11 protein-coding genes are annotated in these 12,250 nt (G+C 64.6%); 8 read left to right on the top strand and 3 right to left on the bottom strand.

All coding sequences use genetic code 11. From position 1 onward, the window contains the following. The first annotated feature begins 85 nt into the window (after window positions 1–85). A complete protein-coding gene (locus tag M727_RS0117515; protein ID WP_023798763.1) occupies window positions 86–367 on the top strand; it encodes a hypothetical protein in 282 nt (93 codons plus the stop codon). 148 nt (window positions 368–515) lie between these two features. Here M727_RS0117515 and M727_RS0117510 read toward each other — a convergent pair whose 3' ends face one another. Further along, window positions 516–1,541 carry a LacI family DNA-binding transcriptional regulator gene (locus M727_RS0117510; protein WP_023798764.1) on the bottom strand — a complete coding sequence of 342 codons (1,026 nt, stop codon included), beginning with the start codon at window positions 1,539–1,541 and terminating at the stop codon, window positions 516–518. Between the two features lie 198 nt (window positions 1,542–1,739). On the opposite strand from M727_RS0117510, the gene M727_RS0117505 reads away from it, so the two are divergent. From M727_RS0117505 to M727_RS0117485, 5 genes are all read left to right on the top strand, one after another. Continuing rightward, entirely contained in the window at window positions 1,740–2,768 is a 1,029-nt protein-coding gene (locus tag M727_RS0117505; protein WP_027153762.1) for a Gfo/Idh/MocA family oxidoreductase, read from the top strand. 2 nt (window positions 2,769–2,770) lie between these two features. Beyond that, window positions 2,771–3,676 carry a sugar phosphate isomerase/epimerase gene (locus tag M727_RS0117500; protein WP_027153761.1) on the top strand — a complete coding sequence of 302 codons (906 nt, stop codon included), beginning with the start codon at window positions 2,771–2,773 and terminating at the stop codon, window positions 3,674–3,676. A 174-nt stretch (window positions 3,677–3,850) separates the two neighbouring features. Beyond that, the gene (locus M727_RS0117495; RefSeq protein ID WP_027153760.1) at window positions 3,851–4,864 is read left to right on the top strand and encodes a substrate-binding domain-containing protein; all 1,014 of its coding nucleotides are present in this window, start codon (window positions 3,851–3,853) and stop codon (window positions 4,862–4,864) included. 56 nt (window positions 4,865–4,920) lie between these two features. Continuing rightward, window positions 4,921–5,718 carry an ATP-binding cassette domain-containing protein gene (locus tag M727_RS0117490; protein WP_023798768.1) on the top strand — a complete coding sequence of 266 codons (798 nt, stop codon included), beginning with the start codon at window positions 4,921–4,923 and terminating at the stop codon, window positions 5,716–5,718. After that, entirely contained in the window at window positions 5,715–6,767 is a 1,053-nt protein-coding gene (locus M727_RS0117485) for an ABC transporter permease (RefSeq protein ID WP_027153759.1), read from the top strand. The genes M727_RS0117490 and M727_RS0117485 overlap by 4 nt, the downstream gene beginning before the upstream one ends. 9 nt (window positions 6,768–6,776) lie before the next feature. Here the strand turns inward: M727_RS0117485 and M727_RS0117480 are convergent, their stop codons facing one another. Continuing rightward, window positions 6,777–9,443 (bottom strand): UvrD-helicase domain-containing protein, encoded by a 2,667-nt coding sequence (locus M727_RS0117480; RefSeq protein ID WP_027153758.1) that lies wholly within the window; start codon window positions 9,441–9,443, stop codon window positions 6,777–6,779. Between the two features lie 350 nt (window positions 9,444–9,793). Here M727_RS0117480 and M727_RS0117475 point away from each other — a divergent pair, with 350 nt between their 5' ends. After that, window positions 9,794–10,699 carry a dienelactone hydrolase family protein gene (locus tag M727_RS0117475; protein WP_027153757.1) on the top strand — a complete coding sequence of 302 codons (906 nt, stop codon included), beginning with the start codon at window positions 9,794–9,796 and terminating at the stop codon, window positions 10,697–10,699. Here M727_RS0117475 and M727_RS0117470 read toward each other — a convergent pair whose 3' ends face one another. Continuing rightward, window positions 10,700–11,605: a DMT family transporter gene (locus M727_RS0117470; RefSeq protein ID WP_027153756.1), complete on the bottom strand. Its 906-nt coding sequence runs from the start codon at window positions 11,603–11,605 to the stop codon at window positions 10,700–10,702. An 89-nt stretch (window positions 11,606–11,694) separates the two neighbouring features. On the opposite strand from M727_RS0117470, the gene M727_RS0117465 reads away from it, so the two are divergent. Further along, window positions 11,695–12,180, top strand: coding sequence for an Lrp/AsnC family transcriptional regulator (locus M727_RS0117465; protein ID WP_027153755.1), 486 nt, complete (start codon window positions 11,695–11,697; stop codon window positions 12,178–12,180). Window positions 12,181–12,250: the final 70 nt, after the last annotated feature.

Raw genomic sequence — 12,250 nt, 5'->3', positions numbered from 1 at the left:
CTCGCGCAAGCCCGTTTGGGCGTCCTTGGGTTGACCACATCGGCAGGCGCTGCGCATGCTGTCCGCGTAAGAAGGAGATTACCGATTGACCGACTGGATCGAGATCCTGAAAGAACAGACCGCCACCGGCGACCAGATGAGCCGTGAGGTGCCGCAAATGCTTGCCAATCCCGACATCAGCGAAGCGCAAGTGAGAACGCTGTTTTCGGCGCTCGAAAAGCAGGCGGAGTTCGTCGAGAAGCTGCGCATGGCGCTGGAAAAATTCGGCCATGATTTTTCGGTGATCAAGGCGGCCGAGCGGCTGGAGGAGCGCTATGCCGACCTCGCTGCCTCGGTGGCCGAAAAGCTGAAGGCAATGCGGGAATAGGGCGGACCTATTTTTCGATCTCCTTTCGAAACGCTTGTCCGGCACGAACCAGATCATGGCAACCAGCCATAGAGCGCGACGCCAATCCATCGATTGACGAAAGTTCAGCGCGATGCGGCATGTAGAAGACCACGACACGCGGCCACGATCAGTCGCTGTCGCGCGCGATCAGCTCCAGCGGCCAGACCTCACGGATGATCCGCGCGCCTTCGGGGCCGGCGAAGGCGGGGATCGACGCCAGCAACATTTCTGCAAGCCGCCGTCCCATCGGCTCCAGACGAGGGCGGAAGCCGGTCAGTGCCGGTGAAAAATAGCGGCAGAGCGGCGTGTCGACGATGACGATCACCGCAATGTCGTGGCCCGGCTTGATGCCCATCTCGGCCAGCGCCTTGCAGCCGCCGAGTGCCATAGCGTCATTGTTGAAGATGATGGCGGTCGGCGGGTCCTTGGAGCGCATGACCTGCGGCGTCACCGCGTCGCCGCCGGCCTCGTTGATGAAGCCTTTCGCGATCAGCCCGGGGTCGACCTCGATGCCGTGCCGCCGCAAGGCCTTGCGATAGCCGGCCAGGAACAGATAGCCGAAATTGAGGTTGAGAGACGGGCGGATGGCGGCGATGCGGCGGTGGCCGCGCGCCACCAGGCGGTCGACCGCGTCGGCCCCGGCTTTTTCGAAATCAAGGTCGAGCGACGGGTAGGTCTTGCCGCCGGAGCGGCTGCGGCCGAGCGTCGCGAACGGGAAGCCGACCCTGGTCAGATAATCGATGCGCTCGTCCTCGCGACGCGTATAGGCCAGCACCACGGCGTCGGCCCGGCGCGTCTCGACCACCCGGCGCAGGCGCTCCTGCTGGTAGTCGCCCGGCGCGCCCATCACCACGATCAGGTCGAGCCCGCTTTCGGCGAGTTTCGCCTGCAGCCCGGTCAGGAACGGAATGAAGAACGGCTCGCCATATTGCTGGTCGCCCGGGTGCGGCTGCAGCATGAAGGCGATCGAGTGGGTGGCGCCGCGCCGCAGGCTGCGGCCGGACTGGTTCGGCGAATAGTTCAGCTTTGCCGCCGCATCGAGCACGCGCTGGCGGGTGTCGGCATTGACGTCGGCACGGCCGTTGAGCGCGCGCGACACGGTGCCGATCGAAATGTTCAGGTGACGCGCAAGGTCGTGAATGCTGGACGCCAAAGGACAGTTCTCCCTTTTGCCTGGCTATCATCGACCGCTCTTCAGGCCAAGGTGATCAAGGTGATTTTCGCGAGCGGCCAATTGACATTCTACGCCTTCCGGTGTGTTCTCGTAAACGTTTACGGAAAAACGTTTACGGTCATGCCGTGAATGCCGTGACGACCGGTCTGGAGGGGCCGAGCGGAGGAGGAGCGCTGGATGATGAATGTCGTCCTGGTCGGCTGCGGAGCGATGAGCAAGCACTGGCTCGATGCGGCGAGGCAGATCGACGGGTTGGCTATTGTCGGCCTTGTCGACCTCGACACCGGCAGGGCGAAGGCAAGGGCGCGCGAATACGAGCTTGCCGGCGCCATTGTCGGGACCAATCTTGACGCAGTGCTCGACCAGACCAAGCCCAACGCTGTGTTCGACGTCGTGGTTCCGGCGGCCCGGCGCGATGTCGCGCTTTCGGCCTTTGCCCATCATTGCCATCTCCTGACGGAGAAGCCGCTGGCTGACAGCCCGGAGAACGCGCGCGCCATCGTCGAGGCTGCCCGACGCGCCAGGCGCGTGCACGCCGTCGTCCAGAACCGCCGCTATGTCGCCAACGTCAGGCGCATCAGGCGTTTTCTCGATTCCGGCGCCATCGGTGCGCCAACCAGCATCCACGCCGAATTCTTCGTCGCGCCGCATTTCGGCGGGTTTCGCGAGGAGATGCGCCATGTCCTGCTGCTCGACATGGCGATCCATACTTTCGACGCCGCCCGCTACATGGTCGGCGGCGCGCCGGCCAGCGTCTACTGCCAAGAATGGGAGCCGGTCAATTCCTGGTACCGGCAGGGATCGTCGGCCACCGCAATCTTCGAGCTCGGCGGCGGCAAGCTGTTCACCTATGCCGGGTCCTGGTGCGCCGACGGGTTCCGCACCAGTTGGGAGAGCACATGGCGCATCGTCGCCGAGCACGGCAGCCTGGTCTGGGACGGTGAGGACGGGCTGAGGGCGGAAGTCGCGCGGCCTATCCGTGAAGGCCTGTTCGATCGCACAGAGCCGCTCGCCGTGCCGCCGCTCGATCCCAATGACCGCATCGGCGGCCATCTCGGCATCATCCAGGATTTTGTGCGCGCCGTCGAAACCGGCAGCGAGCCGGAGACGCGTGGCGCCGACAACATCAAGAGCCTGGCCATGGTCTTCGCCGCGATCGAAAGCGCCGAAACCGGGCGCCGGGTCGCGATCGCACAGGAAGGGTGACGATGCCAAACCCGCTTCTCGACATCAGGATCGGCACCATGGTGCGGGCCAATCTCGATGACCCGGCCGCCTATATCGAGGCCATCCTGCCGCTCGGCTTCGAAAGCATCCAGCCCTTCTTCTGGCAGACGCTGGGCGGCAAGGATCTTCCGCGGCTGGCCGGCCAGATCCGCGAGGCGATCGGCGACGCCGACGTCGTCGTCTCCTCGCTCGGCGTCTTCGGCAATCCGCTGGAGAGCGGCGATGTCGATCGCGGCGTGCTTGATGCCTGGGAAACGGTCATCGACCATGCGCATCTGTTCGGCACCGCGATGGTCAGCGGCTTCACCGGCCGCCTCCGCGGCAAGCCGCTGCCCGACAGCCTGCCGCGCTTCCGCGAGGTCTGGGGACCACTGGCCCGGCGCGCCGCCGACAAGGGCGTGCGCATCGCCTTCGAGAATTGCGCGATGGACGGCAACTGGGCTGATGGAGACTGGAACATCGCCCACAATCCGGACGCCTGGGAGCTGATGTTCAACGAATTGCCAGACGACAATCTCGGCCTGGAATGGGAGCCCTGCCACCAGCTCGTCTACCTGATCGATCCAATCCCGCAGATCCGCAAATGGGCGCCGCGCATTTTTCATGTCCACGGCAAGGACGCGACGGTGCGCTGGGACGTGATCCGCGAGCATGGCGTGTTCGGCCGGCTGCCGTTCGTGCAAATGCGCACGCCTGGCTTCGGCGACAGCGACTGGACGCGGGTGATCAGCGAATTGCGGCTGGCCGGATACAGGGGCGCCATCGACATCGAAGGCTGGCACGACCCGGTCTATCGCGGCGACCTTGAGATTACAGGGCAAGTTCGGGCGCTGGACTACCTCAAGCAATGCCGGGGAGGTGCGACGTATCTGCCGAACCCGGCGTGAGGCTAATGCATGTCGCGCAAAAGCATGCCCTCGGGCCTGACCCAAGGGTGTGCAGCGGTTTTGCGACAACGACATGCATCAAACAGGGAGCCGGCCAGCGAAGCATTGCGGCGAGAAGCCGAAGCATTCGTCGAAGACCCCTCGGCTTGCGAGGGAACAAAGGGAGGAACGTGCATGAGCATCACGATGAGAAGGACAGTTCTGCGCTCGACCGTCATGGCGGCCGCCACGGCGCTCGCCGCCGCAATCTCCACCTTGCCTGCCCAGGCGCTCGATGCCCAGTGGTGCAAGGACGTCCACATCCGCTTCTTCGTCGGCGGCGCCGAGGGCGACGCCTTCGGCACCATCGTCTACAATGGCGCCAAGCAGGCCGAGGCCGATCTTGGGCCGAAGGTCGACTACATCTTCTCCCAGTGGGATGTCGAGAAGATGGTGCAGCAATTGCGCGAGGCCGTCGCGGTCAAGCCCGGCGGCATCGCCATGATGGGCCACCCGGGCGATGCTTCGATCATGCCGCTGGCCGAACAGGCGCACAAGGACGGCATCAGGATGATGTACCAGAACGTGCCGGTGCCGAAGGTCACGGCAGCGTTCGGCGGCGGCTATGTCGGCGCCCAGCAGGAAGAGCAGGGCCGCGCGCTCGGCGCCGAGGCGTTCAAGCTGGCCGGGCTCAAGGCCGGCGACAAGGCGATCATGATCGGCCCGTTCGAGAACGAGAGCCGCGGCGCGCGCGAGCGCGGCACGGTCGCCGCCCTGAAAGAGGCGGGCGTCGAGGTCATCCAGCTCTCCTCGCCGCCGAGCGGCGAATGGGCTTCCGACCCTAATCTGGCCATTCCGGTGATTACCGCAGCACTCCTCAACAATCCCGATGTCAAGGCGGTTGGCTATCCCGGCGGACAGATGCTGGGCAACGTTCCGACCTACATGCAGGCGGCGGGCAGGAAGGCTGGCGATATCTTCAATTTCGGCTTCGACACCAGCCCGCAGATCGTCGAGGGCTTCAAGGGCGGCTGGGTCCAGCTGACGGCCGACCAGCAGCCGTTCCTGCAGGGTTATCTGCCGATCCTCAGCCTCTGCCAGCAGGTGGTGCTGGGCCTGGCGCCAATGAATGTCGACACCGGCGCCGGCTTCGTCACGCCTGACAATTACGAGATCGTCGCCGAACTCGCCAAGCAGGCGCTGCGCTGACCTTTTGACACGGCTGCCGGTCTTCCGACCGCAGCCGGAACCAAGTGAGGATCGCCATGGCAGAACGCCTTATAGAGCTGCGCGACATCAGCAAGTCCTACGGTCAGGTCTATGCGCTGGGTGGGGTCAATCTCAGCGTCGACCGCGGCGAGGTGGTCGGCCTGATCGGCGACAACGGCGCCGGCAAGTCGACGCTGATCAAGATCCTCTCCGGCGTGGTCAAACCGACCAGCGGCGAGATCCTAATCCGCGGCCAGCCGGTGACCGGCTGGAGCGCCGCGCGCTCGCGCGACGCCGGCATCGAGACGGTATTCCAGGACCGGGCGCTGGCCGTGCAGCAGACGATCGTGCGCAACATCTTCATGGGCCGCGAACTCACCGGCTTTCTCGGCTGGCTGAAGGTCAACAAGGAAATCGAGGAGGCGAGCCGGCTGATGCGCGAGATCGGCTTCACCTCGAAAGTGTTCACGCCGCAATCGATCGTCGGCCAGCTTTCCGGCGGCGAACGCCAGGGCGTGGCGATCGCGCGGGCAATCTACAAGCAGGCCGACCTGATCATCCTCGACGAGCCGACGACGGCGCTGTCGCTGACCGAGACCGCCAAGGTCTTCCATTTCGTGCGCCAGGTGCGGGCGAGCGGACGGTCGATCCTGTTCATCGGCCACAACATCCACCACGTCTTCGATATTGCCGATCGTTTCGTCGTGCTGGACCGCGGCAAGGTCGCGCTCACCGCCGACCGCAGGCAGGTCAAGTCGGCCGAAGACCTCATCAACTTCATGGAAGACGTCGCGCATCCGGGTGGATTGCCGGGACTGCACGACGCCGGCGACCCGGAGCAGAGAGCACGATGAGCAAGACAATGGAGCCCGATCTGCACGAGCCGTCCGCAGGCATCTCCCGTCCCGGCAACCCCCGGAAGGAGTGGAGACACCCATCCGATCACTGGATGCGCGGCTTCATCCTCGACAACCGCGCCGCACTCGGCACGCTTGCCGTGTTCGTGGTGATGATGACGGTGTTCATGATCGCCAACCCGATCGTCTTCACCACCTGGTATCTCTACAGTTCCGTGCTCACCACGCTGCCGGTTGCGCTGTTCGTGGTGGTGCCGCTGGTCTTCGTCGTCACCTGCGGCGAGATCGACCTGTCGTTTCCGGCGACGATGGGTTTTGCCTCATGGGTGTTCGCGCTGGTCGTGCAGGCCGGATACGACCCGTTTCTCGGCATCGCCGCCGCCATTGCAACGGGCACGTTGCTCGGCTTCCTGGTCGGGTCGCTGGTCGTCTATGGCGGGCTGTCGTCGCTGATCGCCACCCTCGGCATGAACTTCCTGCTGCGCGGCCTGATCCAGATCATCAACGAAGGCAGGTCGACGGCGCTGACCAGCCTTGCCGACAGCTGGGCCTACAAGATCTTCTCCAGCCAGATCTACGGCATCCCGGTGCAGATCTTCTGGGCCATCGGCTTCGTCGTGCTGTCGGCGCTGCTCTACAACAGGCATCGCTTCGGCGCGCAGGTGAAGGTGGTCGGCGACAATCCCGACAGCGCCCAGCAGATGGGCATCGACGTCAAGCGCGTGCGGGTGAAAGTATTCGTCTTCGTCGGCATCGGGGCGGCGATCGCCGGCACCTTCTCGGTGATGATCAACTTCACCTGGTGGCCGACGGCTGGCGACGGCTATTTGCTGCCGGTGCTGGCATCGGTGTTCGTTGGCGGTACGCCGACCTGGGGCGGCGTCGGTACCGTGGTCGGCGGCGCCATCGGCGCCGTCACTGTGTCGTTCATCCAGACCGGCGTCGTCGCGGCAGGCCTGAGCGGCTTCTATGTACAGTTCTTCAACGGGCTGATCATCATCCTGTCGTTGCTCGGCCACAAATGGAACCAGGCGCGGTATCGGTGAGGGGGAGACTCACACCCCGATGACAAACCCGTCCAGCACGCGTTTCTGGCCGGCCTTGTCGAAGTTGATGGTCAGCTTGTTGCCGTCGATGGCAGAAATGTTGCCGTTGCCGAATTTCTGGTGGAAGACGCGATCGCCGACGCTGAAGCGGGATGGTGTGTCGGCGACGGACTTGGCGACCAGCTCGCCGTCGATGGTGCGACCCTTGATCGAGGTGCGGCCGGCGCCATAGCCACTGTCGGTCTCGCCATAGCCGATGCGCTCGACCTGGTGGCCGGAGCGCGAGCCCCAGTTGCGGTCGGTCGCCTCGGTGCGGTTCTGCTGCGCGCGCTGCCAGCCCGGCGTTGCATAGGTGCTAGAGAAGGCGCCGGATTTTTCTGCGCCGACATTGTCGAAGCGCGAAGCGCCGTAAGGATTCTGCCGTCCTGCCGCCTGGCCGCCCCGTCCGGAGGCGAAGGAGCCGCCGCCATAGGCATTGCCGTAGCCGCCATAGGAGTTGCCGCTCTCGGCGACCTCGACATGGGCTTCCGGCAATTCATCGAGGAAGCGCGACGGGATCGTCGATTGCCACAGGCCGTGGATGCGGCGGTTGGAGACGAACCACAAATGCAGGTTCTTCTTGGCGCGGGTCAGGCCGACATAGGCCAGCCGCCGCTCTTCCTCCAGCCCGGAGCGGCCGCCCTCGTCGAGCGCGCGCTGATGCGGGAACAGTCCTTCCTCCCAGCCGGGCAGAAAAACCGTCTCGAATTCGAGGCCCTTGGCCGAATGCAGCGTCATGATGTTGACGGCGTCGAGCTCGGCGGTCTGCTCGGCGTCCATCACCAGCGCTACATGTTCGAGGAAGGAGCGCAGCGATTCGTACTCCTCCATGGAGCGTATCAGTTCCTTGAGGTTTTCCAGCCGGCCGGGCGCTTCTACCGAGCGGTCGTTCTTCCACATGTCGGTGTAGCGGCTCTCCTCCAGGATGGTCTCGGCCAACTCGGTGTGCGGCGTGGTCTCCAGCGCCTTCTGCCAGCGCTCGAAATTGGCGGCGACTTCGCGCAGCGCTGCGCGCGGCTTCGGTTTCAGCTCGTCGCTCTCGGCGAGTTTTTCCGCAGCCTCCAGCATCGGGATGCGCAGCGCCCTGGCGGTGTCGTGGATCTGGCGGATGGTGGCTTCGCCCAGCCCGCGCTTCGGCACGTTGACGATGCGCTCGAAGGCGAGGTCGTCTGCGCCTTGCGCGACGACGCGGAAGAAGGCGAGGGCGTCGCGGATTTCGAGGCGCTCGTAAAAGCGCGGGCCGCCGATGACGCGGTAGTTGAGGCCGAGGGTGACGAAGCGGTCCTCGAACTCGCGCATCTGGAAGGACGCGCGGACAAGAATGGCCATGTCGTTGAGATTGTGCTTCTGCCGCTGGTAGGCCTCGATGGTTTCGCCAACGGCGCGGGCCTCTTCCTCGGAATCCCAGGCGGCATGGACATGCACCTTCTCGTCGTCCTCGGCGATCTTTTCGGTGAACAGCGTCTTGCCGAAGCGGCTTTCATTGTGGGCGATGAGGTGGGAGGCGGTGCCGAGGATGTGCGCGGTGGAGCGGTAGTTGCGTTCCAGCCGGATGATCGTGGCGCCGGGGAAATCCTTGTCGAAGCGCAGGATGTTGTCGACTTCGGCCCCACGCCAGCCATAGATCGACTGGTCGTCGTCGCCGACGCAGCAGATGTTGACTTTATTTTCGCTCACGGGCTGTTCCGCGCCTGCCGGCGCGGGCCCTCCGCGGGGGCCCCGCAACGGCTCGGACGCCCGGTCGGGCTTGCGGCCTTCGGCCGTTCGCAAACCTGTTGATGTTGAAGCTCGTCCGGCATCCGGCCGCTGCGCCAGCAGCCGCAGCCACATGTATTGGGCGGTGTTGGTGTCCTGGTACTCGTCGACGAGGATGTAGCGGAAGCGCTTGTGGTATTCCTTCAACACATCCGGATTCGCGCGGAAGATGCGGATCGGGTGGCAGAGGAGATCGCCGAAGTCGCAGGCGTTCAGTGTCTTCAGCCGCTCCTGGTAAGCCTTGTAGAGCTCGCGGCCCTTGCCGTTGGCGAAGGCGCGGGCGTCGCCCTCGGCAATCTCGGCGGGGCCAAGCCCCTTGTTCTTCCAGCCGTCGATCATCTGGGCGAACTGCTTGGCCGGCCAGCGCTTGTCGTCCAGTCCTTCGGCCTGGATGAGCTGCTTGATCAGGCGCACGACGTCGTCGGTGTCGAGAATGGTGAAGTCGGATCTGAGCCCGGCAAGTTCGGCGTGGCGGCGCAGCAGCTTCACTCCAATCGAGTGGAAGGTGCCGAGCCACGGCATGCCTTCGACATTGCCTTCGCCGATCAGCAGGCCGATGCGCTGCTTCATCTCGCGCGCCGCCTTGTTAGTGAAGGTGACGGCGAGGATCTGCGACGGGAAGGCCTTGCCGGTGGCGAGGATGTGAGCGATGCGGGTGGTCAGGACGCGCGTCTTGCCGGTGCCGGCGCCGGCCAGCACCAGAACCGGACCCTCGGTGGTTTCCACCGCCAGCCGCTGCTCGGGGTTGAGCCCGTTCAGATAATCGGGCGCATTGGCATGGCCGCTGCGGGCAGCCATGGCGCGCGCAGCAATGCCCGACGGGGCCACGGGCCGCGCGTTCGGTTCATCAAAAAAAGGCATATCTTCCGAAAAGCCGGACATCTCCCCCGAATGTAGTGATTCGGCAGCGAAAGGCCAGAAGTGTCTCCGTTTTGTTCTCTGTCCAGCCGGGGGAGTTGCAAATCCGATGGCACGCCAGCCATAGCGCCGGCCCGCTCGACAGGCACGGCGGGTCGGAGAATGCAGGACGCAAATGCGCGGTTGCCCCTGGGCGCGGTTGTCGATGGGCGCGCCGCGGAGCGCACCTGTCGGAGGGGTATCATCCTGGACCAGCCGCCGGTCTGGCGGACCTGCGCTTGCGTCAGCAGCGCCTCACTGATCCGTGACTGGACCGTGCGGGCTTCTACCCTATCTTGCGCGGCGGACATGTTCCCGAAGCGGAGGAGAGCGCCATGACAAAACCGAGCCCTGCCAGCCCCGCCGTCAACAGACCCGCCATTACCCAGGCTATGATCGACGCTTATGACGAATACACGCATCTGACGCTCGACCGGCGGCGCTTCATGGAACAGTTGACCAGGCTTGCCGGATCAGGTGCGGCGGCCGCCGCAATCGCACCGCTGCTGGCGGCGAATTCAGCCCGGGCGGCGATTGTTGCCGAGGACGATTCACGCGTGACCGGCGAGGACATCAGCTATCCCGGCAGCGGTGGCGAGATGAAGGGCTATCTGGTCAAGCCGGCCGGCCAGTCCGGCAAGCTCGGCACCGTCATCGTCGTGCATGAGAACAGGGGGCTCAACCCGCATATACGCGATGTGACGCGGCGCGTGGCGCTGGAAGGCTTCGTTGCGCTCGCCCCGGATTTCCTGTCGCCGCTCGGCGGCGCGCCGGCCGACGAAGACAAGGCGCGCGAGCAGTTTTCCAAGCTCGATCCGGCGCAAACCACTGCCAATGCGGTCGCAACGGTCGCTTTCCTCAGGGGCAGCGAGGATGGCAACGGCAAGGTCGGCGCGGTCGGCTTCTGCTGGGGCGGCGCCACGGTGAACACACTGGCTGCCAATGCGCCGGATCTGGCTGCCGCTGTCGCCTATTACGGCATGCAGCCGAAGGCCGAGGATGTGCCGAAGATCAAGGCGGCGCTGCTGCTGCATTATGCCGGGCTCGACACCCGCATCAATGCCGGTATCGACGCCTTCAGGAAGGAGCTCGATGCAGCCGAAGTCGAGTACACGATCCATGTCTATGAAGGCGCCAATCATGCCTTCAACAATGACACGTCGGCGGCTCGCTACGACAAGAACGCGGCGGACCTCGCCTGGGGCCGGACGATCGCCTTCCTCAGGGAGAAGCTTGCCTGATCAGGCATTTGCCGGTTTGTGAAAAGCGACGCCGGCCACCACCAGCGCGATGCCGATGCAATCGGTGGGGCTTGGTATCTGGCGGAGCACAATGACGCCGATCAGCGTGGCGGTGACCGGCAGCAACGACAGCATCAGCGCGAAGCTCGATCGCGGCAGCCGCGACATGGCAAGCTGGTCGCAGATATAGGGGATAACCGACGAGCAGATGCCGACGCCGATGGCGGCGATGAGCAGTGGCGGCGCCGAGAAAGCCGGCAGCGCATCGGTGAAGCCGATCGGCAGCACGATGAGGAAGGCGACCGCCATGGCGGCGCCCAGGCCGGCGATGCCGTCGCCAGCGCCGGCGCGGGCAACGCGATGGCCAAGCAGGATGTAGCCGACGAACAGCGCGCCGTTGAGGAAAGCCCAGAACAGGCCAATCGGGTCGCTTGACCATTTGACGTCGATGAGCAGCAAGGTGCCGGTGACGGCAACGGCAAGGGCTGCGAGATTGCGCGGGCTTCTGACGCCGACCAGCGCAACGCCGATGGTGCCGACGAATTCGATTGCCGCGACCAGCGAGATCGGCAGGCGGTCGAGCGCCAGGTAGAAGGAGCAATTCATCACGCCGAGGCAGGCGCCGAAGGCGAGAAGCAGCAGCCGTGTCGGCCGGTCGGCGCGGGCGAAGACCGTCCACGGCCAAGTCATTGGCGCAAAGACAAGGGCGGCCGTGACGATGCGCAGCCAAGCCATGCCGAGCACGCCGACATGCGGGAAAAGCAGCACGGCGAAAGCCGGCCCGAGATAATGAAACACAGCGCTGACTCCGAACCAGACATGCGGCGGCAGCGAGGCCGCCAGCCTGCCAAAGACAGGACCGGCGAGGGCAGGGATAGCAGCTGGGGCTTGCGCTTGATCGTCCATAGGATCATTATCGCAGGCAGTTTTACCTGTTTATATGGGTAATGGCCAACCAAATAGATCATTTGTTCTCCTGAACAAAGGAGTTTTTCCTGAAACGCATTCGAAACGAAAATGTTGATCTGGATGCGGCGGATCTGAAAATCCTGCGCCTCCTGGAAAAGGATGCGCGCACCAGCACCGCCGAACTGGCGCGCTCGGTCGGCCTGTCGGCGCCGAGCGTGGCCGAGCGCATCAAGCGGCTGCAGGAGAGCGGCGTGATCGAGGCCTACACTGTTCGGATAAACCCGGCCGCGCTCGGCATGAAGCTGTCGGCATGGCTGCGGATCAGGCCGGTGCCCGGGCAGTTGGCTGCGGTCGCCGAGATCATCCGCGACTTGCCGGAAATCGCCCAGTGCGATCGGGTGACCGGCGAGGACTGTTTCATCGCGCTGGCGCATGTCGGCTCGGTGGCCGAGCTCGAACGGGTGATCGACCGCATCATTCCGTTTGCGATGACCAACACCGCAATCATCCAGTCGTCGCCGGTGGTGGCGCGTTCACCGCTTGCGGCAGTGTTCGTCAATACATCAGCTTAACTGGAAAAAGTCGCGCCGCCCCTCATCGCCCTGCCGGGCACTTCTCCCCGTATAGTGACGGGGAGAAGGA

Origin of the sequence: Mesorhizobium sp. WSM2561, from assembly GCF_000513915.1 — a bacterium.
GTDB lineage: Bacteria > Pseudomonadota > Alphaproteobacteria > Rhizobiales > Rhizobiaceae > Mesorhizobium > Mesorhizobium muleiense.
The sequence above is the reverse complement of the archived record's forward strand: the minus strand, read 5'-3'. Positions and strand labels throughout refer to the sequence as shown.

Bases quoted from the DNA above. Each gene is read 5' to 3' on its own strand.
- M727_RS0117505 (WP_027153762.1), top strand. From the start codon at position 1,740: ATGATGAATGTCGTCCTGGTCGGCTGCGGAGCGATGAGCAAGCACTGG.
- M727_RS0117500 (WP_027153761.1), top strand. From the start codon at position 2,771: ATGCCAAACCCGCTTCTCGACATCAGGATCGGCACCATGGTGCGGGCC.
- M727_RS0117495 (WP_027153760.1), top strand. From the start codon at position 3,851: ATGAGCATCACGATGAGAAGGACAGTTCTGCGCTCGACCGTCATGGCG.
- M727_RS0117490 (WP_023798768.1), top strand. From the start codon at position 4,921: ATGGCAGAACGCCTTATAGAGCTGCGCGACATCAGCAAGTCCTACGGT.
- M727_RS0117485 (WP_027153759.1), top strand. From the start codon at position 5,715: ATGAGCAAGACAATGGAGCCCGATCTGCACGAGCCGTCCGCAGGCATC.
- M727_RS0117480 (WP_027153758.1), bottom strand. From the start codon at position 9,443: ATGTCCGGCTTTTCGGAAGATATGCCTTTTTTTGATGAACCGAACGCG.
- M727_RS0117475 (WP_027153757.1), top strand. From the start codon at position 9,794: ATGACAAAACCGAGCCCTGCCAGCCCCGCCGTCAACAGACCCGCCATT.
- M727_RS0117470 (WP_027153756.1), bottom strand. From the start codon at position 11,605: ATGGACGATCAAGCGCAAGCCCCAGCTGCTATCCCTGCCCTCGCCGGT.